This is a genomic window from Achromobacter sp. SX5, assembly GCF_056711425.1.
In genome coordinates this window covers 2,233,166-2,255,001 of the sequence record NZ_CM160041.1, presented here as the reverse complement: position 1 = coordinate 2,255,001, position 21,836 = coordinate 2,233,166, and the positions used below count along the sequence as shown (strand labels likewise).

Below are 21,836 nucleotides of genomic sequence, written 5' to 3'. Positions count from 1 at the left end.
GACGGCGACAAGAGAAACGCAAACCGCGTCGCTTGAAAATCTCGCTGAACCCAGTGTATTGGCGAACCTCGAAAATCGTCAAACAAATGCGCGCACCGGTTTATTTTTCAAGTTGCCACGTCAGGAAACATAAAGATACCAAGTGGCTAGCCCGCGAATCCGCCGGCGTCCAGGAACTCCTGTTCGGCCTGCGTAGTCTGCCGGCCGAGCGCGCCATTGCGATGCGGAAAGCGTCCGAAACGCTTGATGATGTCGCGATGCAGGACCGCCCAATGCAGCGAATCCGCGTCCACCGGCTCCATCAGCGCGACGGCGCGGTTCTGCGCCGCCAGGTTTTCGGCATGCTCGAACGGCAGGTAGAAAAACGGGCGCAGCTGCCGGTCGACGGCCAGGTCGTGGCCGGCCGCGATGGCGCGCTCGGCGAAGTATTGGGCCAGAGGATCGGTGGCGTACATGTGCGCCGTGTCCCGGTAGGCGTTGCGGGGGAACTGGTCCAGCAGGATCATCAGCGCCAGCGCGCCGGTGGCGTCATCCAGCCAGCCATCCAGCCGGCGCGCGGCCGCCTCGCGGTGCGCGTCCTCGAAACGGACGCGGAACTCGGCGTCGAACTCGGGATTCTTGCTGAACCATTTTTGCGGCCCGGCATCGACCCAGAAGGAAACGACGTCCTGCGGTCGGATGGCGAGCGGCGTGGCGGTGGATTCGGTCATGTGGGCGCGATCCTGCTTGATTGGCGGCGGTGGGAATAGCCAGAGAATAACGCGCCCGCGGCGCCGGGGCCGCGGCCGAAAAACAAAAAAGCCCCGCTAGCGGGGCTTCTTCGAAAAACTCAGGACCTTACAGGACCTGGATTTTCGTGGCTTGCGGGCCCTTGGGGCCATTGGCCGTCACAAAGCTGACGCGCTGGTTCTCTTCCAGGGACTTGAAGCCCGTACCCTGAATTTCGGAGAAGTGGGCGAACAGATCCTTGCCACCCGCTTCCGGAGTGATGAAGCCATAGCCCTTTTCCGAGTTGAACCACTTAACGACGCCGGTTTCCATACTGTATTTCCTAGAGATAATGGGCAAATGCCCGGAGGTCACGAATCAATCAAGGAGGGGACAGTAGAACAATAACGCTGAGCCGGAAAAGGCACGGCACTGAACGAAAATCGCAACGCTTGTGATCGTGTGCCGACACTATCGTTAGGTTCCCCTCATAAGTCAACATAATCCTAAAAATTGCGTGCCAATAATGCAACAAAGGGAAACGGCGCACAAAATACACACGAATTCATAGGCAATAAGAGGTCCTGCATAGGTGTAAACACCCATACATCATAAAAAAACAATCAAGGCTTATATAAATGCCGTCCCCACCTGCGCACACCCTGCATACGCCGTTTGGACTAGCACTTTGGTTTGCCGCCAGGCTTACTCGTCGATAGGTAAACCCAACAAATCGAGTGCCGCGCCAAAAGCATCGGGACCCGAGCAAAGGAAAACCGCCACGTCGCCGGGATTCATATTTTCCAGGACCTGGTCGATTTGTTCTTGCGCATTATCAACATTGTCGACATTCGCGGCGTGTATATCCGCCCCCGCATCGACTTTTGCGCGCGGCACAATGTCTGCGATCGCATTCAGATCGGTCACGCCCACGACCACGTAGACGCTGATGCTTTCGCCGTCCAGCGTGGTGTGCAGCTCAACGCCGCCCGCCACGTCGGCAACCTGCCGACTTACAATTTCCATGTTCCATCTTCCTAAATTCGCGGGACAGGCCCGCCCGGGCACGCACCTCGCGGGTGCACACGCACGCCCAGGCGCGACTATAACAGCCTTGGGCTAGGGCTTCCTGACATTCGGACCGAGCGAGCGGCGCGCCGCGCCCGAGGTGGCCGCCACGTTGCGGCATTGCACGCCTGCGGCGGCCAGCGCATCGCGCAGCGGCTTCTGGGCGGCCAGGAATGCGGACTTTTCATCGTCCGCCAGCTTGCAGACGAACAACTGCGCCTGCAGCTGGGTGCGGCGGGCCTTGCGGTTGCCGGCATCCTGCGCGAGCCAGTCGCCGATCCAGGCGGCGGCCGCCTCGGCGCTGCCCTGCTGCTTGACGTGGCCCAGCAGGTCGAACACGGTCACGCCGTCGATCCGTTCGTCGTCGCCGCGCGACAGGAACAGCTTGGCGGCCTGGCCCGAATAGCCGGGGACCACCGCGAGGCAATCGCGTTCTGCGGGTTTTTTCATGGTGTATGCACTGTCGGTTATCGGAAAGCCTGGACTGTAACCCGGGCGCAGCCGCTGTCGCATTGCCGCCGCCGAACTCTGCTATCGTCGGACTGATCCCTTCCCTACATGGTGGACATCATGCAACGCGATTTCGATCTGGTCGTCACGATTCTGGGCGCCCTGCGCGACGCGCCGGGCCCCAACCTGAGCACGCACGACATCAAGAACGCGGCCCTGGCGCCGCATCCCGAAGAACAAGCCCTGCAGCTGGTCGCGCATCATCTCGACCTGCTCGAGGATGCTGGCCTGGTCAAGCAGGTCAGCGAAACCGCCGCCAATGCGGGCGCGACGCGCTGGCGCATCACCTGGAAGGGCTATGACGCCCTGGAGCAGGACGAGGAAGACGAAGACGAGGATTTCGACGCCGAGGAATGAGGCGCCGGCAGGCTCAGCGGCGCCGCAGAATGCGCCGCGTGAGCAGCGACGCGGCGGCGCCGATCACCAGGCTGAACATGAAGGCGGCGATCGACAGCATCACCGACAGATCGCTGAAGCCGCCGCGGCGCGACAGCACGAACACCGCCACGAACACGGCCGCCGCCAGCGCGGCGACACCCGCGAGCGCATGCTTGACGGAACCCAGGCGGCCGCACAGCGCACCGCCGGCCAGCGCCGCCGCCACCACCGCGGCCATGGACCAGAACAGATATTCGTACTGCATGCGAACCATCTCCCCGAAGGCATTGAGGCGCACGCATTATAGGCGCGCCCCCGCGCCGCCCTACCAGCCGCGGAAGCGTTCCCAGTGCGCCACCACCTCGGGCGAGCCGTCGCGCACGACTTCATACGCGTCGTGCTGGGCGCAGGTGGCGCAGGCATGGTTGGGCACGATCCGCAATTTGGCGCCCAGCGGCAGGTCCGGCAGGGCCGCTGCGCTGCCGGGACGCACCTTGATGATGCCCTGCTCCTGGTTGGTCTCGGCCAGCAGCAGATCGGGATAGACCTTGCCGGAGGCGTCGCAGACGAGCCCGTACAGCTGATCGACGCGCTGCCTGGCGGTTCCGCGGTCGCGCGACATGGCCATCCACCCGGCGTCCACCAGTATCCAGCCCTTGTCGGGCTGATGGCCGATCACTGTGGTCAATACGGTGGCCGCGATGTCGTCGACCTCGCACACGCCCAGGCCCGCCATCACCAGGTCGAAGAACACGTATACGCCGGCGCGCACCTCGGTCACGCCGTCCAGGCTGCGCGCGAAATGCGCCGTGGGCGTGGAGCCCACGCTGACCACCGGGCACGGCAGGCCGGCCTTGCGGATGGCCTCGGCGCAACTGACGGCGGCCTGCCTTTCCTGCTCGGCCATGTCGGCGATGGCCTCGATGCTGTCGCAGCCATAGGATTCGCCCGCATGGGTCATAACTCCCCGCAGGCAGGCGCCCTGCTCATGCAGCGTCCTGGCGATGGCCAGCAGCTGCTCGGTATTGCCGGGCTGCACGCCGGCGCGGTGGCCGTCGCAGTCGATCTCGATCAGCGCGGGAATGGGGTCGCCGGCGTCGCGGGCGCGGCGCGCCACGGCCTGCGCCGCCTCGATGCTGTCGACCACCACGGTCAGATCGACGCCGCGGCGGCGCAGCGCCAGCACGCGGTCCAGTTTCGCCGGCGAGACGCCGACGGCGTACAGCAGATCGGTGACGCCGGCGGCGGCGAACTGCTCGGCCTCCTGCAACGTCGACACCGCGGCCGGGCCTTGCGGCGTGGACATCAGCCGGCGCGCGACCTCGATGGACTTGGGCGTCTTGAGGTGCGGGCGCAACTGCACGCCATGACCGGCCATCAAGGCGTTCAGGCGCTCGATGTTGCGCGCCATGCGGGTCTCGTCGAGCAGCAGGCACGGGGTGTCCAGGGAGTCCACGGTGGATGGGGCGGCGGCGGTCATGGGCGTCTCGGCATGGCGGATTGGAATGCCTGCCAGTATGGCGCGGCGGCGCCCTCCCGTGTTTAATATCGACTTAATCATCCATTAACGCGACGCTGAATGATTACCACCGACGACCTGCGCTTTTTCCTGAGCCTGGCGGCGACCCGCTCGCTGGCCGAGGCGGCCCGCATGATGGACGTGACCCCGCCGGCCGTCACGCAGCGCCTGCATGCGCTGGAAAAGCGCCTGGGCGTCAGGCTGGTCAACCGCTCCGGGCGCGGCACGGCGCTGACCGACGAGGGCCGGCTGCTGGCCTTGCGGGCCGAGCAGATCTGCGCGGAACTGGGCGACCTGGCCGACGAACTGGCGGGCCGGCGCGGCGTGGTGGCGGGCCATCTGCGCGTGGTCGCCCCGCTGGGCTTCGGCCAGCGCTACGTCGCCGGGCTGGTGGCGCAATTCCGCGAGCGCAGCGAGAACCTCACCGCCAGCCTCACGCTGTCGGACGGCCCGCCCCGGCTCGCCGCCGACGACTGGGACGTCATGGTCCATATCGGCGAACTGCGCGATTCGACGCTGGTGGCCCATCCGCTGGCGCCCAACCGCCGCCTGCTATGCGCCGCTCCCGCCTACCTGGCGCGCCGCGGCGCGCCCGCCAAGCCGGAAGACCTGCGCGCGCACGATTGCATCGCGCTGCGCGAAAACGACGAGGACGTGACGCTGTGGCGCTTCAGGCAGGGGCGCGGCGCAGCGGTCGGCGTGCGCATCGCGCCGGTGCTGTCGAGCAACGCCGGCGAAACCGCGGTGGAGTGGGCGCTGGCCGGGCACGGCATCATCGTGCGTTCGGAATGGGACGTGGCGGCGCACCTGCAGGCGCGCCGGCTGGTGCCGCTGCTGGCCGGCTGGACCCTGCCGCAGGCCAACGTGGTGGCCCTGGTGAAATCGCGCCAGGAACTGGCCGCGCGCACCGCCGGATTCCTCGCACACCTGCGGGCGGCCTTCGCCACGCCGCCGTGGCGCGCCCAGGTTTAGGCCGCGTCAGTCCAGCATGGCTTCGGCTTCGATCTCGACCAGCCATTCCGGCAGCGACAGGCCGCTGACGATGATCCAGGACGACGGCGGCGGGTCCTGCGGGAAACGGTCGCGCAGCGCCTGGGCGATCACCTCCTGGTCCTCGCGCACCGTCTCGCAGATGTAGATGCGCAGCATGATCACCTGATCCAGCCTGCCGCCCGCGGCGGCCAGCACGCGCTCGACATTGTCGAGCGCGGCCTCGGTCTGCCCCTGCAGGCCGGGGCTCACCGTGCGCGCCTGGGCGTCGACGCCCACCTGGCCCGACAGCAGCATGCGGCGCTGGCCGGTCACGATCACGGCCTGGCTGAAGCCGTACTGCACGGAGTCGAATACGGTATCGGGATTGACGACGGTTCGGGACATGGCCTGCTCCTGGGACACTCGGGTCCCGCCATTCTATCTGCCCGGGTCCCGGCGCCGCCGCGCGCAGGCCATGCGGCCCTTGCCGCACCCGCGATTTGCGGCCGGCCGGCGACGCGCATACCATCGGCCTCCATCGATTTCCCGTTCAATCATTTTCATGCAAGGCGGACAGACCGCGTGAACACCCGCACACCCTCCGGCACGCCCCGGGTCACAGGCGCCTCCTGGGCGGCGCTGCTGCGCGGAAGCAACGCGCTGCGCTCCATTGCGCTGGCCGGCGGCGTGGCGCTGCACGCCATCAACGTGTATGTCGTCACCACCATCCTGCCCAGCGTGATCCAGGACATCGGCGGGTTGGAGTACTACGCCTGGAACACCACGCTGTTCGTGGTCACGTCCATCGTCGGGTCGGCGCTGTCGGCCCGGCTGATCGAGGCGCTGGGGCCGCGCGCCGCGTACCTGCTGGCGGTGCTGGTGTTCACGGTGGGATCGGCGGCCTGCGCGCTGGCGCCGTCCATGCCCTGGCTGCTGGCCGGGCGCAGCGTGCAGGGCCTGGGCGGCGGCATCCTGTTCGCGCTCAGCTACGCGCTGATCCGGCTGGTGTTCGAGCCGGCGCTGTGGTCGCGCGCCATGGCGCTGGTGTCCGGCATGTGGGGAGTGGCCACCTTGTGCGGCCCCGCCATCGGCGGCATCTTCGCGCAGGCCGGGCACTGGCGGCTGGCCTTCTGGGCGCTGCTGCCCGCGGCGGCGGCGCTGGCCCTGATCGTGGCGCTGAAGGTGGGCGGCAAGAGCGCCTCGCGGCCGGCCAGGCCGACGTCGCTGCCCTGGTCGACGCTGGGCCTGCTGGTGGTCAGCGTGCTGGCGATCACCGCGGCCAGCCTGTCCACCAGCCTGGGCTGGAACCTGGCGGGCATCGCCGCCGGGCTGGCGATCGCGGCGCTGATCGCGGCGGTGGATACGCGCGCCGCCAAACGGCTGCTGCCCACCGGCGCCTACCGCATCGGTTCGCCGCTGGGCGCGCTGTACGCACTGATGTGCCTGGTGGTGGCGGCCATCACCACCGAGATCTTCGTGCCGTACTTCCTGCAGGTGATCCACGGCATGTCGCCGCTGGCCGCCGGCTACATGACGGCCGCGATGGCGGCGGGCTGGACGCTGGCCGCCATGCCCAGCTCGACCCGCAGCGGGCCTGCCGCCGACTTCCTGGTGCGCCTGAGCCCGGCCGTCATCCTGGCCGCGCTGGCCGCACTGGCCCTCATGACGCCGCGCACGGCGCTGTTGCAGTCGCAAGCGGGGCTGGCCGTCTACGTGCTGGCGCTGGCCGGGGTCGGCTTCGGCATCGGCCTGAGCTGGCCGCATCTGCTGACCCGCATCTTCAACGCGGCGCCGCCCGGCGAGGAGACCCTGACCTCCTCGTCCATCACCACGGTGCAGTTGTACGCCACGGCCTTGACCGCGGCGCTGGCCGGCGTCATCGCCAACAGCGCGGGCCTGGCCGATCCGGGCGGCGTCACTGGCGCGCAGCGCGCCGCGCAATGGCTGTTCGGCGCGTTCGCGCTGGCGCCCGCCGCGGCCCTGCTGCTGCAGGCGCGGATCGCGCGCCGGCGCTAGCGGGCCGGTCCGCCAAAGGCGGTATGGAAGCGCGCGGGCGGGTTTGCTACGCTGCTCCTACCTGGAGGGTACCGGCCATGAACAATGGAATCCGCGTGCTGTGCGTGCAGCCATCGTCGTTCTCCGCGCGTTTCGCGTTCCTGGGGATCGCGCTGCGATGGACGCTGGGCGCCACGCCGCGGCCCGCCAGGCTGCTGATCGGCCCCCACGACCTGGAGCCGCTGGGCTCCGAGGCCGACTTCTGGAGGTTCGCGCTGCGCCATGCGTGCGCCAGCCGCTCCATCCTGATCACCCGGGGCGGCCGCTGGGACGTGACGGCCTCGGTCGACGGCGACGAAGTCCGCGCCTTCGGACGCAAGTTCGCCCTGCGCCATTGCCTGTTCTGAGGTCAGGCATCCTGCGGCGGCTTGCGGTGATACAGCGCCAGTTCCTCGGCGGTCCAGCGCTGCCGCGCCTCTTCCTGGCAGCAGCTGCGGAACACCAGCGCCCCCACGTCCAGGAAACGCTTGAGGTCGGCGTCCGACAGCTTGGCCTGCACCTGTATCAGGCAATCCGCGTAGGCGGACAGTATCCCGTCCCAATGGTCGAACCTGCCCGGCGCGACGGGCTGCGTGATCATGCGCGCCATCATTTCACTATGATCCATGCTCTGACCCTCTCGGACGCCCCGCCGCCGCCATGAGCGCCGGCGTAGGGGCCGCCCGCCCCGTCAGCAAGCGCCATGCCCGGACGGGGATCAGCGCGCGGCGGGCTGGCGCTGGGCCTGGCCATCCGGCGCGCGGCCGCGCAGCAGCGCGTCGGGATAGGCCTGCAGGTAGTCCGCCAGCTCCCGCAGCGAGCGGGCCGCGCGCGCCAGCTCCTGCAAGGCCGTGCCGGCGCTGACCGGCAGGTCGCCCTCGGGACTGAGCACGCCGCCGACCGCCGCCAGCGAACGGCTGGCCTGCTTGAGCACGGTCTGCGCCTGCGGCGCCAGGCCGGTGTCCAGCCGCCTGACCAGGCTGGCCGTGCCGCGCAGCAACTGGTTGAGTTCCGTGCCCAGCGCCTCGAACGGCACCCGCTCCAGCTTGGCCAGGATGCTGTTGACCTGCTGCTGCAGCTGGTCCAGGTTGTTCGGCACGGTGGGGATCAGCGGCCTGGGCTCCATCTTGAACGCCACCGGCTTGGCGTCGGGAAACACCGCCACCGCGACGTACAGCTGGCCGGTCAGCAGGTTGCCGATGCGCAGCTGCGCGCGCATGCCGCGCTCGATCATGGCGCTCAGCAGCTTGCCGCTGGGATGCTCCAGCGAGGACCCGGAGTATTCGCGGATCTCGCCCACGGTCTTGGCGCCCAGGCGCTCGAGATACAGCGTGGCGCCGACCATCGCATAGAACTGGTTGGTCTCGCGGTCCAGCTCCAGGCCGATGGAATCGACCTGTCCGATGGTGGCGCCATAGGCGTCGATGGGCGCGCCGACCGTCAGGCCGCGCACCGACTGGTCGAAACGCATGCGGATATGCAGCGGCACGCCGTCGGGCTGGGCCCGCGCGGCGCTCTCGGATGGGAAGATGACGAATTCGTCGTCGGCCTTGGCGACCACCCGTTCGCGCTGCTCGATCGTATCGAAGGCCACGCCGCCCACGATGACCGACAGCAGCGATTGCGAGCGCATCTGCAGGCCGCGCGCGTCCACGCTGAAGTCCACGCCGCTGGCGTTCCAGAAGCGCGTGGCCGCATTGACGTAGGCGTCGTTGGGCGCGTCGATGAACACCTGCACGTCCACGCCTTCGCCGGTGCGGTCGAGCTGGTAGCCCACCACCTGCCCCACCGGTATGCGCCGGTAGTAGACCGGCGAGCCCACGTCCAGCGAACCCAGGTCGCGGGCCTTGAGCGTGTAGCGCTTGCCGGCGCGGTCCTGCGTGACCTCAGGCGGGATTTCCAGGCCTGTGAAGGTCGATTGCAGCGTGTGCCGATCATTCTTCGGGTCCGGGCGGCTGGCGGGATCGACGCCGATGTAGGCGCCCGACAACAGGGTGCCCAGCCCCGACACCCCGCTCAGGCCGAGGCGCGGGCGCACCACCCAGAACCGGGTGCCTTCGCGCAGCAGGCTGGCGGCTTCCTTGTCGAGGCGTATGGTGACGATGACGCCGGAATGGTCGGGGTTGAGCGCCACCCGTTCGACCAGGCCGACATTGACCTCTTTGTAGCGCACCTGCGTCTTGCCGGCTTCCAGGCCTTCGGCGGTCTGGAAGCCGATGGTGGCGGTGGGGCCCGCCTCCATCCAGACGCGCACCACCAGCAACAGGCCGCCGACCGCCGCGATGATGGGCACCAGCCAGATCCATGACAGGCGACGCCGTTTGCGCCCGGCGGCTGGCGCATGGGCGGAGGCAGGGCCGGGCTCAGGCATAGAGGACGCTCTCTGTAGTATCCATCCGGACGCGCGGGCAAGATCCGTCCCAAGAATCGCCCCCCGCCGCCCGCCACGCAAGTAAGGGAAATCCCGAGGCCGGGGTTCGCGGTAGGATAAGCGTCCCTGAAAGCAGAAATACAGCAGGAATATCCCGTGACTCTCGAAATCCGCCCCGCCGCCCCTACGGACGCGGCCCAGATCCATGCCTTCATCACCGAACTCGCCATCTATGAGCGCGCCGCCCACGAGGTGATCGCCAGCGTCGAGGACGTGCGGCGCACGCTGTTCGCCGAGGGCGCGCCGGCCAAGGCGCTGATGTGCCTGCTGGACGGCAGGGTGATCGGCTACGCCGTGTACTTCTACAGCTACTCGACCTGGCTGGGCCGCAACGGCATCTACCTGGAAGACCTCTACGTCACGCCGGAACACCGCGGCATCGGCGCCGGACGCGATCTGCTGCGCCACCTGGCGCAGGAAGCGGTGGCCAACGGCTGCGGCCGGCTGGAATGGAGCGTGCTGGACTGGAACGAGCCGGCCATCGATTTCTACCGCTCGATCGGGGCGCTGCCGCAGGATGAATGGGTGCGCTACCGCCTGGCCGGCGAAGCGCTGCAGAACTTCGCGCAGGGCCGGCGCTGAGCGGCCGGCTCAGAATTCCGGCAGGTCGAACAGCGTGTGCAGCGTGGAGCTGGGCACGGGCACGGACGCGAGATGCTCGCGTCCGTCGTCGTCGACCAGCACGCGCACCGGACGCGAGGCCACGCTCATGCCGTCCAGGCTCATGGCGGTCTCGACCTGGGCGCCGTCCTTGATGAGTTCGATGACTTCCGAAGCCGCCGCCGTCACCGGCTCGGTGACCCAGCCGGGCACGCCGCGCTCGGCCTGCCCCCAGCGCACATAGGCCACATGCCCGCTGACGGGCTCCTTGCGGACGGCGACGATTACATACAAAGACATCCGGGCCTCCCTGATAGAACGTGGCCAGGATCGTATAACAACTTGGCGCGGCCATGACGGCCGCCGGGCTCAGGGTTCGATGTCGATCGGGGCAAAGGATTTCACCAGGTCGTCCAGCATCTTCAGCTGGGTGAGGAAGGGCTCCAGCTTGTCCAGGGGCAATGCGCTGGGGCCGTCGCATTTCGCGTTCCTGGGATCGGGATGCGCCTCCAGGAACAGACCCGCCAGCCCGACCGCCATGCCGGCGCGCGCCAGTTCGGCGACCTGCTCGCGGCGTCCGCCCGAGGCCGCATCCAGCGCCGAACGCTGCTGCAGCGCGTGGGTCACGTCGAAAATCAGCGGGCGGTTGCCGGTCACCTTTTTCATGACGCCGAAGCCCAGCATGTCCACCACCAGGTTGTCGTAGCCGAAGCAGGTGCCGCGGTCGCACAGGATCAGCTTGTCGTTGCCGGCCTCGGTAAATTTTTCCACGATGTTCAGCATCTGGGTCGGGCTGAGGAACTGCGGCTTCTTGATGTTGACCACGCGCTGCGTCTTGGCCAGCGCCACCACCAGGTCGGTCTGCCGGGCCAGGAAGGCCGGCAGCTGCAGGATGTCGGCGACCTCGGCCACCGGCGCGGCCTGCCAGGGCTCGTGCACGTCGGTGATGACCGGCACGCCGAAGGTCTGCTTGACCTCTTCGAAAATGCGCATGCCCTCTTCCAGCCCCGGACCGCGGTAGGAATGGATCGAAGAACGGTTGGCCTTGTCGAAGGATGCCTTGAATACGTAGGGGATGCCCAGCTTGCGCGTCACGCGCTGGTATTCCTCGCAGGCGCGCAGCGCCAGCTCCCGGGATTCCAGCACATTGATGCCGCCGAACAGCACGAAGGGCAGATCGTTGGCGCAGTTGATGGAAGGGGAAATGACGACTTGCGGCGCGGTCATGGCGGGTGAATCCTGTAGAGATGTAGCGGGTGATAGTGCGTAATGTACAACCTTGGCCGGCGCGGCTCAGGCGTTGCCGGTGTCGGAAGTCCAGCTGGCCGAGTAGGTCTGCGGCAGCAGGCTCAGGCTGCCCACCAGCTTTTCCACGCGCTCGTCTTCCTGGCGCATGGAATAGACCACGGCCGTCACCTCGGAGCGGCCGGCGTCGCGCTGCTGGCTTTCCACGCCGCGCAGGCGCAGGCTGTGCTTGCCCAGCGCGTTGAGCAGTTCGGCGCGCACCAGGGCTTCGTCGGCCGACGCGCAGGTCAGCGCGATGTTGTAGTAGCGTTCCTCGGTTTCCGCCTCGGGCACGTAGCGGTCGACCAGCCTGGCGCCGCCGCGCAGCACGACGTTGGTCACCAGGATCAGCGCCGCCACCGCGCCGGACTCGGCCAGAAAGCCGTAGCCCGCCAGCACGCCGACGGCGCCGGTGGCCCAGATGGTGGCCGCGGCGCTCAGGCCGCGGATGGTGAGCCCGTCGCGCATGATGAGGCCCGCGCCCAGGAAACCGATGCCGGTCACCACCTGGCTGCCCAGGCGCATGTCGCTGCCTGCGTCCAGCAGCGCCGGCAGCGCGGTGTAGGCGGCCGCGCCCAGCGCGACCAGCGCGTGCGTGACGACGCCGGCGTAGTTCTGGCGCCACTGGCGCTCCAGGCCGACGGCGGCGCCCAGCAGCATGGCCAGCGTGAGATGGGTGGCGATGGAAAGTCCGGTCATGGCAGGCTTGAGGTGACGGCAAGCCTGCCATTATCGCCCGCGTCCGGGCGCTCCGGACGCCGGCCGCTTACTCCTGGCCCGGATCGCTCACCAGCCGGTAGGCGATGGCGCCGATGATGGCGCCGACGATGGGCGCCACCCAGAACAGCCACAACTGCTCCAGCGCCCAGCCGCCGACGAACAGCGCCGGTCCGGTGGAACGGGCGGGATTGACCGACGTGTTGGTCACCGGAATGCTGATCAGGTGGATCAGCGTCAGCGCCAGGCCGATGGGAATGGCGGCGAAGCCGGCCGGCGCCCGCTTGCTGGTGGCGCCCAGGATCACGAACAGAAAGCCCGCGGTCATGACGATTTCGGTAATCAGGGCCGACGCCATCGAATACTTGCCCGGCGAATACGCGTCATAGCCGTTGGCCGCGAAATGGCTGCCCTTCAGGTCGAAACCCAGCTTGCCGCTGGCGATGCAGGCCAGCACCGCGGCCGCCGCGATGGCGCCGAGCACCTGCGCGATGACATAAGGCAGGATTTCCCTGGCCGGAAAACGGCCGCCCGCCACCAGGCCGACGGTGACCGCCGGATTGAAATGGCCGCCCGAAATATGGCCGACGGCGAACGCCATGGTCAGCACCGTCAGGCCGAAAGCCAGCGCCACGCCGGCGAAGCCTATGCCCAGTTCGGGAAAACCGGCGGCCAGCACCGCCGCCCCGCAGCCGCCCAGCACCAGCCAGAACGTGCCGAAGAATTCCGCGCCGCAACGCTTCGATAGCGAATACATTTCCACTCCCCAAAAACGAAAACCCAACGGTATCGCGCGGCGGGAATTGCAACGTTAAAGCAATGCAAATCTTGACAGTTCTTGTTCGCGGCCCGAGCGCCGGCAGCTCCGCCCCACACAGGGTAACGGCGCGAAAAGGCTTCGGGGATCGGCCGGATGGGCGAACCCATGGCGGCCCCATCGGTCCTGCGGCTTGCAATAAATATTTAAACAGGCACACTACGGCCATTCGAAAGTATGGCCTTGCCACGCAAGGCCTCATCCGGCCGGCTGCAAACCCCTTGCGGCCGAGTCTGCGGTAGGAGTGCGCGGTGTCTGATGTCCGGGACATGAATCCTCTTCATCAAAACAGGCGGGTGCCGTCACGGCCCGCTGCCGCCTTGCCGATGCCCTCCCCGCGCCACCTTCCCCGCGCAATCGCGTCTGCCGCCATGCGGTAGCGATCGGCCGCGGCCGTTCCTCGCGGAACCGGCCGTCCGGCTTCCCTCCCCCTTCTGATTCCGTTTCCCGTCTTTCGCGGCCGCATGCGCCGTGAGGACTTTCTTCGTGCAGACCCGTCAAGAGGCCGACACACCCATAGACCGACTCAAGGAGCGTCACATGCGGTTAATCACCGACCAGGAACTCAACACCATGTCCACCGAGAGCAAGCGCCGCCGGCACCAGGAGCTGGATCGCAAGCTCGTCGTCGCCAGCCAGCGCGGCTGGTCCTGCGTGCAACGGATCGAGGCCAGCCGCGCCAAGGTCCATGCCGCCATTCAGCGCGACATCGAACTGGGCCGCGACACCGAGGCCAAGGTCGACAAGCGGCGCGTGCGCGCCCGCGCGGCCAGCTAGCCCGGGCGGCCAGGCAGGGGATGCGGCGACTGGCAACGGGCCGCATTCTCCTGCGGGCCGCCGCTGGTCCAGCGCTGCACGTCGCGGATCAGGTATTGCAGGAATTGCGCGTAGGCCCGGTCCAACGCCCGCATCCAGGCGCTGTCGTCATGCCTGACGCAGGAGGCGCGCACGGCGCAGTTCAGCGTTTCCGCCAGGAGGCCGACGGTTGCGCCAGACATCCGGAAACAGATCGGCGCCTGGCAGGAATGCCGGTGAGCATCGCGCAGCGCGTCATCACGCGCCTGCGCCGTGGCCTGCGTATCGGCCGCGACCCGCAGCAGCAGGTTCAGTATTTCGCACCAGTCCGCCAGCAACTCGTGCACGGCACACCTCGCGGGGAACGCGTACGGACGCTCGGATTCGGGGCGCGCAGATCGATGACATCCAGAAATGCAGCGTACTTGAGTGCCACGGAAGGCTCTCCTTATCGTGCTGTTTATGGGCAAGCATCCACTGAAGAGCGCGACGATATAGCAAAAATCGGGATATTCGCACTGGCGTATACCCGTAAGGGGGCGTCCCGACTTGCCTTGCCCGGCACCCCACCTTCGATAGCGCGAGGGCACATTAAATGTATGCACAAAAAATCGTTGCACCCTTTATTTTCTGTACATACAATAAATAAATGATCATCACCTTCGACACCGCCAAAGATCTGAGCAATCAGCGCAAGCACGGCGTTTCGCTGGCGGCCGCTGAATGGTTCGAATGGGATGAAGCCCTGGTGCGCGAGGACATGCGCCGAAAGTACGGCGAGCGCCGCATGATCGCCTTGGGCTATATCGATGTGCGCCTGTATTGCATGGTGTACGTGGACCGCAACGACGAACGGCGCATCATCAGCCTTCGCAAGGCAAACTCGAGAGAGGTGAACCTGTATGCCGAAACTTAAGCCGGGGACGATCGTTCCCAACCGCGAAGAGGACGAGGTCATTAACCGTGGCATCGCCGCCGATCCGGATACCTACGAACTCGGAGCAGCCGACCTGAAAAAAATGACACGAGTCGGACGTCCCAAGGCAGAGATCACGAAAGAGCGGATCTCGATCCGGCTGTCACCCGACGTGCTGGCGTTGGCCAAAGGCAAAGGAAGCGGCTGGCAAACCCGGATAGACCAAAAGCTACGTGCAGCCTACAGCCCCAAGATCGCGTACATCGGCGGTTCGATGGACGGTATCCAACTGTACGTGGCGGGACATCCGAAGACTGCAATGGTCCAATATAAGGGCGCCGACGATTTTCCGGCCGACCCGTTGCGACTGGAGCAGTACGTGCGCAGGACGATCAGCCGCAAGATTGGCGACCACACCGAGCAGCGCGATTTCTTCGTGCTCAAGGGGATGACAGACAGTGAGGCGAAGAAACTCGCCGAAAAGCGCCCCCTGCTTTGGCATGACGACGAAGTGCAGGTGGAGGAGCAGGACGGAGTGGCCATCGTTCATGGCCTCCCCTGATGCTCCCCGGGACGCTACGAAATACGGGCAGCAAGGAATCCGCCAGCTGTCGAAAAAGAAAACCCCCGAGGCATTCGACGCCTCGGGGGTTCTCGGGGGGCTGTAGACACTGTTGGCGCACCGCTGTGCGCACCGCCAGACAGCGTCAGGCAATAAGTGGTGCGAAGGAGGGGACTCGAACCCCTACACCTGTTACGGCGTCAGGACCTAAACCTGGTGCGTCTACCAATTTCGCCACCTTCGCAAAGCCAAGCCCGCTATTGTAGCTTGCTTGTTAAAATCTTGCGTCATGAATCCGCGCCTCGATGCCCTACACCCCTATCCGTTCGAAAAACTGCGGGCTTTGCTGGCTTCGGCCGCCCAGCAGCCGGACGGCCTGACGCCCATCAATCTATCGATCGGCGAGCCCAAGCACGCCGCGCCGGAGCGCATCGGACAGGCGATCCGCGACAGCCTCGCGGGCCTGTCGGTCTATCCGTCCACCAAGGGCGACCCGGCGCTGCGCCAGGCGATTTCGCAGTGGCTGGCCAGCCGCTACAGCATTCCGGCGCCGGACCCGGAAACCCAGGTGCTGCCGGCGCTGGGCTCGCGCGAGGCGCTGTTTGCGTTCACGCAGACCGTCATCGACCCGTCGGCCGGCTCGGTGGTGATCTGCCCCAATCCTTTTTATCAGATTTACGAAGGCGCCGCGCTGCTGGCCGGGGCCACGCCCTACTTCGTGAACGCCGACCCGGTGCGCGATTTCGGCAGCGACTGGAACCGGGTTCCGGCCGAGGTCTGGAAGCGGACGCGCATGGTTTTCGTCTGTACGCCGGGCAACCCGGCCGGCAACGTCATGTCGCTGGACGACTGGAAGACGCTGTTCGAGCTGTCCGACCGCCATGATTTCGTGATCGTCTCGGACGAGTGTTATTCCGAGATCTACCTGGACGAAGCCAATCCGCCCCTGGGCGGCCTGCAGGCGGCGCGCCGCCTGGGCCGTGACGACTACCGCAACCTGGTGGCGTTCTCGAGCCTGTCCAAGCGTTCCAACGTGCCGGGCCTGCGCTCGGGCTTCGTGGCGGGCGACGCCGCCCTGATCGGCCGTTTCCTGCTGTACCGGACGTATCATGGCAGCGCGATGAGCCCGCTGGTGTCGGCGGCCAGCATCGCCGCCTGGACCGACGAGGCCCACGTCAAGGACAACCGCCGCATGTACCGCGAAAAGTTCGACGCCGTGGTGCCGATCCTGCAAAACGTGCTGGACGTGACCCGTCCGCAGGCCTCTTTCTACCTGTGGGCGGCCACGCCCGGTTCGGATACGGCGTTCGCGCGCGACCTTTACGGCCGTACCGGTGTTACCGTGCTGCCGGGCAGCTTCCTGGCGCGCGAGGCGCACGGGACGAATCCCGGCCAGGGCCGCATCCGCATCGCCCTGGTGGCGCCCTTGGCCGACTGCGTGCAGGCGGCCGAACGCATTGCCCATTTTGTGCATACTTCTGTTTGATCAACCCTTAAAAGCTGAGCCGCTATGACTCTCGACCTGCAGACCACCATCGAACAAGCCTGGGAAAACCGGGCCAACCTGTCGCCCACCGACGCCAGCGCCGAAGTGCGCGAAGCGGTCGAGCACACCATCGACGGCCTGGATCTGGGCCGCCTGCGCGTGGCCGAGAAGATCGGCGACGACTGGGTCGTGCATCAGTGGATCAAGAAGGCCGTGCTGCTGTCGTTCCGCCTGAGCGACAACGCCATCATGGGCCAGGCGCCGCTGCAGTTCTACGACAAGGTGCCGCTCAAGTTCTCGGAATACGGCGACAACGCCTTCAAGCAGGGCGGCTACCGCGTGGTGCCGCCGGCGGTGGCGCGCCGCGGCGCCTACATCGCCCGCAACGTGGTGCTGATGCCCTCCTACGTGAACATCGGCGCCTACGTCGACGAAGGCACGATGGTCGACACCTGGGCCACGGTCGGTTCGTGCGCCCAGATCGGCAAGAACGTGCACCTGTCGGGCGGTGTGGGCATCGGCGGCGTGCTGGAGCCGCTGCAGGCCAACCCCACCATCATCGAGGACAACTGCTTCATCGGCGCGCGCTCGGAAGTCGTGGAAGGCGTGGTGGTGGAAGAGAACTCGGTGCTGGCCATGGGCGTGTTCCTGTCGCAAAGCACCAAGATCTATGACCGCGCCACCGGCAAGATCACCTACGGCCGCGTGCCTTCGGGCTCGGTGGTGGTGCCCGGCTCGCTGCCGTCGGCCGACGGCACGCACAGCCTGGCCTGCGCCGTCATCGTCAAGCGTGTCGACGCGCAGACCCGCGCCAAGACCAGCATCAACGATCTGCTGAGGGCCTGATGAGCACACCCGCGTCCGCGTCGGCCTGCGCCGTACTGGATCTGGTCAAGGACCTGATCGCCCGCCCGTCGGTGACGCCCGCCGATGAAGACTGCCAGGCCACGCTTGCCGCGCGCCTGGAGCGCATCGGCTTCAAGTGCGAAACCATCGCCCAGGGCGGCGTGACCAATCTGTGGGCCCGGCGCGGCAGCGCCGCGCCGCTGGCGGTGTTCGCCGGCCACACGGACGTGGTGCCCCCGGGGCCGCGCGAGAAGTGGGAGAGCGATCCGTTCGTGCCCACCGAACGCGACGGCTACCTGTACGGCCGCGGCGCGGCCGACATGAAGAGCTCGATCGCCGCCTTCGTGGTGGCGGCCGAGGAATTCGTGGCGGCCAATCCGCAGCATGGCGGCTCCATCGCGCTTTTGATCACGTCCGACGAGGAAGGCCCGTCGATCGACGGCACCGCCATCGTCTGCGACGCGCTCAAGGCGCGCGGCGAGCAGCTGGACTACTGCATCGTGGGCGAGCCGACCTCGGGCGAGGCGCTCGGCGACATCTGCAAGAACGGCCGCCGCGGCTCGCTGTCGGGCAAGCTCACGGTCAAGGGCATCCAGGGCCACGTGGCCTACCCTCACCTGGCGCGCAACCCGGTGCACCAGCTGGCGCCGGCGCTGGCCGAGATCGTCGCGATCGAATGGGACCAGGGCAACGAGTACTTCCCGCCCACCACATTCCAGGTGTCCAACCTGAACTCGGGCACCGGCGCCACCAACGTGGTGCCGGGCGAGGCGGTGGCGCTGTTCAACTTCCGCTTCTCCACCGCCAGCACGCCGGACGGCCTGAAGGCGCGCGTGCATGAGGTGCTGGACCGCCACGGCCTGGAATACGCGCTGGACTGGGAGCTGGGCGGCGAGCCTTTCCTGACCCCGCGCGGCACGCTCAGCGAGGCGCTGTCCTCGGCCATCAAGGACGAGACCGGCGTGACGACCGAGCTGTCGACCACCGGCGGCACGTCCGACGGCCGCTTCATCGCCAAGATCTGCCCGCAGGTGATCGAGTTCGGCCCGTGCAACGCCACCATCCACAAGGTCAACGAACGCGTCGAGATCGCCTCGCTCGCGCCGCTGAAAAATATTTACCGGCGCACGCTGGAAAACCTCCTGCCCGCCAAGGCGTAATCCGTCCCGCGCCGATCGCGCGGGCCCTGCGCCCCTCGGGAGACGCCGTTTCCCGAGGGGCGAATTCATCAAGAATGCCAGCCATGCAACCATCCGCCCGCCTAGAACTGCTGACCCTGCGCGACCTGATCCGTTACGGCGTCTCCCGGCTGAACGCCGCCGGGGTGGCGCTGGGCCACGGCAGCGACAACGCCTGGGACGAGGCGGTATACCTCGTCCTGCACGCCCTGCACCTGCCGCTGGACACGCTGGAACCCTTCCTCGACGCCCGCGTGCTCGACAAAGAGCGCGCCCGCGTCCTGGACCTGATAGACCGCCGCGTGACCGAGCGGCTCCCCGCCGCCTACCTGACCAACGAGGCCTGGCTGCGCGGCCATCGCTTTTACGTGGATCAGCGCGTCATCGTGCCGCGCTCGCCGATAGCCGAACTGCTGGACCAGGGCCTGGCGCCCTGGGTCGCGGACCCGGCCGAGGTCGGGCGCGTGCTGGACATGTGCACCGGCTCGGGTTGCCTGGCCATCCTGGGCGCGCTGGCGTTTCCCCATGCGCAGGTGGACGCGGTGGACGTGTCCTCCGATGCGCTGGAGGTGGCGCGGCGCAACGTCGAGGACTACGGGCTGGAGGACCGGCTGGCGCTGCACCAGAGCAATCTGTTCGAAAGCCTGCCCGCGCAGCGCTACGACGTCATCATCTGCAATCCGCCGTACGTCAACAGCGGCTCGATGGACGTGCTGCCCGAGGAATACCGCCACGAGCCGCAGCTGGCGCTGGCCGGCGGCGCCGATGGCATGGACCTGGTGCGCCGCATCCTCGAGGCCGCCCCGCGCTACCTGAGCGAGAACGGCGTGCTGGTGCTGGAGATCGGCCACGAGCGGCCTTTCTTCGAAGCGGCCTTCCCCGAACTGTCGCCCATGTGGCTGGATACCGAGCAGGCGTCCGACCAGATCCTGCTGTTTACCCGTGAGCAATTGACAACGTGATACGCGCTACTGGATTGACCCTGCGCCGGGGCACGAAAGTGCTGCTTGACGGCGCCGAATTCGTCGTGCACCCGGGCGAGCGCGTCGGCATCGTCGGCAAGAACGGCGCCGGCAAGTCGTCCCTCTTCGCGCTGCTGACCGGCGCGCTGGACGTGGACGCCGGCACGCTGGCCATGCCGGCCGGCTGGCGCATCGCCAGCGTCAAGCAGGAAATCGAGGCCGACGAGCGCCCGGCGCGCGAGTTCGTCATCGACGGCGACGTGCATCTGCGCGAGCTGCAGGCGCGCCGCGCGGCGCTGACGGACGAGCAAGGCACGCAGATCGCCGAGGTCGAGGCGGCGCTGGTGGAAGCCGGCGCCTGGAGCGCGGCCTCGCGCGCCGAGCAGCTGCTGGCCGGCCTGGGCTTCAAGCCCGCCGAATGGATGCAGCCGGTGGCGAGCTTCTCGGGCGGCTGGCGCATGCGCCTGGCGCTGGCGCGCGCGCTGATGGCGCCGTCCGAACTGCTGCTGCTGGACGAGCCCACCAACCACTTGGACCTCGACGCCATGCTGTGGCTGGAGAAGTGGCTGGGCGCCTACCCCGGCACCGTGATGCTGATCTCGCACGACACCGAGTTCCTGGACGCGGTGGCCAAGTCCATCCTGCATTTCGACCACGCCAAGCTGGTGCGCTACCGCGGCGGCTACGGCGACTTCCTGACGCAGCGCGCCGAGCGCCTGCGCCAGAGCAACATCGCCTACGAACGCCAGACGCGCGAAGCCGCGCGGCTGCAAGGCTTCATCGACCGCTTCAAGGCCAAGGCCTCCAAGGCCAAGCAGGCGCAAAGCCGGGTCAAGGCGCTGGCCCGCATGCAGGTGCTGGCGCCCCTGCAGGCCGAGGCCGGCATCGACATCCGCATCCCGTCGCCCGAGCAGGTGCCCGACCCGCTGCTGACGCTGGAGCACCTGTCGGCCGGCTATACCGACGCGGCCGGCAATGCCGTGCCCATCCTGCGCGACGTGACGCTGATGGTGCGCGCCGGCAGCCGGGTGGGCGTGCTGGGCGCCAACGGCGCCGGCAAGAGCACGCTGATCAAGACGCTGGCCGAGGAACTGCCGGTGCAGGCCGGCGAGCGCCGCGCCTCGCGCGGGCTGGCCATCGGCTATTTCCACCAGCACCAGCTCGACATGCTGGACGTGGACAGCACACCCATCGCCCACCTGGCGCGCCTGGCGCCCGAGGCGCGCGAGCAGGAGCTGCGCAACTACCTGGGCGGCTTCGGCTTTTCAGGCGACACGGTGACCAGCAAGGTCGGCCCCATGTCCGGCGGAGAAAAGGCGCGCCTGGCGCTGTCCCTGATCGTCTGGCAGAAGCCCAACCTGCTGCTGCTGGACGAGCCCAGCAACCACCTGGACGTGGAAACCCGCGAGGCCCTGGCCACCGCGCTGGCGGACTTCGGCGGCAGCATGCTGCTGGTGTCTCACGACCGGCACCTGCTGCGCACCACGGTGGACAGCTTCTGGATCGTGGCCGACGGCGCGGTGCGCGAATTCGACGGCGACCTGGAGGACTACCGCGACTGGCTGGCCGCGCGCAACGCCGGCGAACGCGCCGAAGCGGCGCGCGAGAACGCGGCCAACGGCGAGCCCGTCATCGACCGCAAGGCGCAGCGCCGCGCCGAGGCCGAACAGCGCCAGCGCCTGTCGGCGCTGCGCAAGCCGCTGGAAGCGAAACTCGCCAAGGTGGATGCCGAGATGGAAAAACTGCGCGCCAAGCTGCAGGCGCTGGACGCCGTCATCGCCGACCCGGACCTGTATTCGGACGCACGCCGCGCGGAACGCCAGAAGGTCATGGCCGAGCATGGCGAGCACGGCAAGCGCATGGACGAGCTGGAAGAGCAGTGGCTGGAGATCCAGGGCTCGCTCGAGGAGATCGAGCAGTCGGAGCCTTGAAGGGATGGCGGCTGGGGGTGTCCGATGGGTTCCGCGCGTTCGATGATTGGGTTCTTGCTTAAGGACGCTCGCGCTGCACCCATCCTACGGTCGCGTCATCGTAGGATGGGTGCAGCGCGAGA

At 67.4% G+C, this 21,836-nt stretch carries 27 protein-coding genes and 1 tRNA gene; 13 read left to right on the top strand and 15 right to left on the bottom strand.

Translation table 11 applies throughout. The features are described from left to right. Positions 1 to 146 precede the first annotated feature (146 nt). The 4 genes from AC1M14_RS10720 to AC1M14_RS10705 all read right to left on the bottom strand — a co-directional run bounded on the left by AC1M14_RS10720 (position 147) and on the right by AC1M14_RS10705 (position 2,226). The gene (locus AC1M14_RS10720) at positions 147 to 710 is read right to left on the bottom strand and encodes a DUF924 family protein (protein WP_102772097.1); all 564 of its coding nucleotides are present in this window, start codon (positions 708 to 710) and stop codon (positions 147 to 149) included. Positions 711 to 837: 127 nt separating this feature from the next. Beyond that, complete coding sequence (locus tag AC1M14_RS10715) at positions 838 to 1,041, bottom strand: cold-shock protein (protein ID WP_102772098.1); 204 nt, start codon at positions 1,039 to 1,041, stop codon at positions 838 to 840. Positions 1,042 to 1,413: 372 nt separating this feature from the next. After that, positions 1,414 to 1,734, bottom strand: a complete 321-nt coding sequence (locus tag AC1M14_RS10710) for a hypothetical protein (RefSeq protein WP_102772099.1) — start codon at positions 1,732 to 1,734, stop codon at positions 1,414 to 1,416. Between the two features lie 93 nt (positions 1,735 to 1,827). Continuing rightward, positions 1,828 to 2,226 carry a hypothetical protein gene (locus tag AC1M14_RS10705; protein ID WP_102772100.1) on the bottom strand — a complete coding sequence of 133 codons (399 nt, stop codon included), beginning with the start codon at positions 2,224 to 2,226 and terminating at the stop codon, positions 1,828 to 1,830. Positions 2,227 to 2,346: 120 nt separating this feature from the next. Here AC1M14_RS10705 and AC1M14_RS10700 point away from each other — a divergent pair, with 120 nt between their 5' ends. Next, a complete protein-coding gene (locus AC1M14_RS10700; protein ID WP_102772823.1) occupies positions 2,347 to 2,643 on the top strand; it encodes a DUF2513 domain-containing protein in 297 nt (98 codons plus the stop codon). A gap of 13 nt (positions 2,644 to 2,656) precedes the next feature. On the opposite strand, the gene AC1M14_RS10695 is transcribed toward AC1M14_RS10700, so the two are convergent. Together AC1M14_RS10695 and AC1M14_RS10690 are read right to left on the bottom strand one after the other, a co-directional pair. Next, on the bottom strand, positions 2,657 to 2,929 hold the full coding sequence (locus AC1M14_RS10695; protein ID WP_111824816.1) for a hypothetical protein: 273 nt from the start codon (positions 2,927 to 2,929) through the stop codon (positions 2,657 to 2,659). Between the two features lie 60 nt (positions 2,930 to 2,989). Continuing rightward, complete coding sequence (locus AC1M14_RS10690) at positions 2,990 to 4,144, bottom strand: DSD1 family PLP-dependent enzyme (RefSeq protein ID WP_111824815.1); 1,155 nt, start codon at positions 4,142 to 4,144, stop codon at positions 2,990 to 2,992. A 99-nt stretch (positions 4,145 to 4,243) separates the two neighbouring features. Here AC1M14_RS10690 and AC1M14_RS10685 point away from each other — a divergent pair, with 99 nt between their 5' ends. Then, a complete protein-coding gene (locus AC1M14_RS10685) occupies positions 4,244 to 5,155 on the top strand; it encodes a LysR family transcriptional regulator (protein WP_209166774.1) in 912 nt (303 codons plus the stop codon). A gap of 6 nt (positions 5,156 to 5,161) precedes the next feature. Here AC1M14_RS10685 and AC1M14_RS10680 read toward each other — a convergent pair whose 3' ends face one another. Further along, entirely contained in the window at positions 5,162 to 5,560 is a 399-nt protein-coding gene (locus tag AC1M14_RS10680) for a RidA family protein (protein ID WP_102772104.1), read from the bottom strand. Between the two features lie 177 nt (positions 5,561 to 5,737). On the opposite strand from AC1M14_RS10680, the gene AC1M14_RS10675 reads away from it, so the two are divergent. After that, a complete protein-coding gene (locus AC1M14_RS10675) occupies positions 5,738 to 7,171 on the top strand; it encodes an MFS transporter (RefSeq protein WP_111824814.1) in 1,434 nt (477 codons plus the stop codon). Between the two features lie 77 nt (positions 7,172 to 7,248). Then, positions 7,249 to 7,557 (top strand): hypothetical protein, encoded by a 309-nt coding sequence (locus tag AC1M14_RS10670; protein ID WP_102772106.1) that lies wholly within the window; start codon positions 7,249 to 7,251, stop codon positions 7,555 to 7,557. Between the two features lie 2 nt (positions 7,558 to 7,559). Here AC1M14_RS10670 and AC1M14_RS10665 read toward each other — a convergent pair whose 3' ends face one another. After that, positions 7,560 to 7,817, bottom strand: a complete 258-nt coding sequence (locus AC1M14_RS10665) for a hypothetical protein (RefSeq protein ID WP_102772107.1) — start codon at positions 7,815 to 7,817, stop codon at positions 7,560 to 7,562. A 90-nt stretch (positions 7,818 to 7,907) separates the two neighbouring features. Continuing rightward, entirely contained in the window at positions 7,908 to 9,560 is a 1,653-nt protein-coding gene (locus AC1M14_RS10660) for a PqiB family protein (protein WP_479731542.1), read from the bottom strand. A gap of 156 nt (positions 9,561 to 9,716) precedes the next feature. Here AC1M14_RS10660 and AC1M14_RS10655 point away from each other — a divergent pair, with 156 nt between their 5' ends. Continuing rightward, a complete protein-coding gene (locus tag AC1M14_RS10655) occupies positions 9,717 to 10,202 on the top strand; it encodes a GNAT family N-acetyltransferase (RefSeq protein ID WP_102772109.1) in 486 nt (161 codons plus the stop codon). Between the two features lie 9 nt (positions 10,203 to 10,211). Here the strand turns inward: AC1M14_RS10655 and AC1M14_RS10650 are convergent, their stop codons facing one another. From AC1M14_RS10650 to aqpZ, 4 genes are all read right to left on the bottom strand, one after another. Continuing rightward, the gene (locus AC1M14_RS10650) at positions 10,212 to 10,520 is read right to left on the bottom strand and encodes a carbohydrate isomerase (RefSeq protein WP_102772110.1); all 309 of its coding nucleotides are present in this window, start codon (positions 10,518 to 10,520) and stop codon (positions 10,212 to 10,214) included. A gap of 69 nt (positions 10,521 to 10,589) precedes the next feature. Continuing rightward, a complete protein-coding gene (gene kdsA / locus AC1M14_RS10645; protein ID WP_102772111.1) occupies positions 10,590 to 11,447 on the bottom strand; it encodes a 3-deoxy-8-phosphooctulonate synthase in 858 nt (285 codons plus the stop codon). A 66-nt stretch (positions 11,448 to 11,513) separates the two neighbouring features. Then, positions 11,514 to 12,203 carry an MgtC/SapB family protein gene (locus tag AC1M14_RS10640; RefSeq protein WP_102772112.1) on the bottom strand — a complete coding sequence of 230 codons (690 nt, stop codon included), beginning with the start codon at positions 12,201 to 12,203 and terminating at the stop codon, positions 11,514 to 11,516. Between the two features lie 67 nt (positions 12,204 to 12,270). Continuing rightward, positions 12,271 to 12,978: an aquaporin Z gene (aqpZ, locus tag AC1M14_RS10635; RefSeq protein WP_102772113.1), complete on the bottom strand. Its 708-nt coding sequence runs from the start codon at positions 12,976 to 12,978 to the stop codon at positions 12,271 to 12,273. 600 nt (positions 12,979 to 13,578) lie between these two features. Here aqpZ and AC1M14_RS10630 point away from each other — a divergent pair. Further along, entirely contained in the window at positions 13,579 to 13,815 is a 237-nt protein-coding gene (locus AC1M14_RS10630; RefSeq protein ID WP_102772114.1) for a toluene tolerance protein, read from the top strand. Here the strand turns inward: AC1M14_RS10630 and AC1M14_RS10625 are convergent. Then, positions 13,812 to 14,180 carry a hypothetical protein gene (locus tag AC1M14_RS10625; protein WP_146196878.1) on the bottom strand — a complete coding sequence of 123 codons (369 nt, stop codon included), beginning with the start codon at positions 14,178 to 14,180 and terminating at the stop codon, positions 13,812 to 13,814. The genes AC1M14_RS10630 and AC1M14_RS10625 overlap by 4 nt on opposite strands. Before the next feature lie 302 nt (positions 14,181 to 14,482). Here AC1M14_RS10625 and AC1M14_RS10620 point away from each other — a divergent pair, with 302 nt between their 5' ends. After that, positions 14,483 to 14,749 carry a BrnT family toxin gene (locus AC1M14_RS10620; protein ID WP_479731541.1) on the top strand — a complete coding sequence of 89 codons (267 nt, stop codon included), beginning with the start codon at positions 14,483 to 14,485 and terminating at the stop codon, positions 14,747 to 14,749. Continuing rightward, complete coding sequence (locus AC1M14_RS10615; RefSeq protein ID WP_111824807.1) at positions 14,736 to 15,311, top strand: BrnA antitoxin family protein; 576 nt, start codon at positions 14,736 to 14,738, stop codon at positions 15,309 to 15,311. The genes AC1M14_RS10620 and AC1M14_RS10615 overlap by 14 nt, the downstream gene beginning before the upstream one ends. Before the next feature lie 157 nt (positions 15,312 to 15,468). On the opposite strand, the gene AC1M14_RS10610 is transcribed toward AC1M14_RS10615, so the two are convergent. Continuing rightward, positions 15,469 to 15,555 (bottom strand) — tRNA-Leu (locus tag AC1M14_RS10610). A 45-nt stretch (positions 15,556 to 15,600) separates the two neighbouring features. Here AC1M14_RS10610 and dapC point away from each other — a divergent pair. The 5 genes from dapC to AC1M14_RS10585 all read left to right on the top strand — a co-directional run bounded on the left by dapC (position 15,601) and on the right by AC1M14_RS10585 (position 21,714). Next, the gene (dapC, locus tag AC1M14_RS10605; protein WP_168202103.1) at positions 15,601 to 16,797 is read left to right on the top strand and encodes a succinyldiaminopimelate transaminase; all 1,197 of its coding nucleotides are present in this window, start codon (positions 15,601 to 15,603) and stop codon (positions 16,795 to 16,797) included. A 24-nt stretch (positions 16,798 to 16,821) separates the two neighbouring features. After that, on the top strand, positions 16,822 to 17,643 hold the full coding sequence (gene dapD, locus AC1M14_RS10600) for a 2,3,4,5-tetrahydropyridine-2,6-dicarboxylate N-succinyltransferase (RefSeq protein ID WP_102772119.1): 822 nt from the start codon (positions 16,822 to 16,824) through the stop codon (positions 17,641 to 17,643). Next, a complete protein-coding gene (dapE, locus tag AC1M14_RS10595; RefSeq protein WP_102772120.1) occupies positions 17,643 to 18,803 on the top strand; it encodes a succinyl-diaminopimelate desuccinylase in 1,161 nt (386 codons plus the stop codon). Before dapD ends, dapE begins: the two co-directional genes overlap by 1 nt. Positions 18,804 to 18,886: 83 nt before the next feature. Beyond that, positions 18,887 to 19,783 (top strand): 50S ribosomal protein L3 N(5)-glutamine methyltransferase, encoded by an 897-nt coding sequence (gene prmB / locus AC1M14_RS10590; protein WP_209165335.1) that lies wholly within the window; start codon positions 18,887 to 18,889, stop codon positions 19,781 to 19,783. Next, positions 19,780 to 21,714 (top strand): ABC-F family ATP-binding cassette domain-containing protein, encoded by a 1,935-nt coding sequence (locus AC1M14_RS10585; protein ID WP_102772122.1) that lies wholly within the window; start codon positions 19,780 to 19,782, stop codon positions 21,712 to 21,714. The genes prmB and AC1M14_RS10585 overlap by 4 nt, the downstream gene beginning before the upstream one ends. Positions 21,715 to 21,836: the final 122 nt, after the last annotated feature.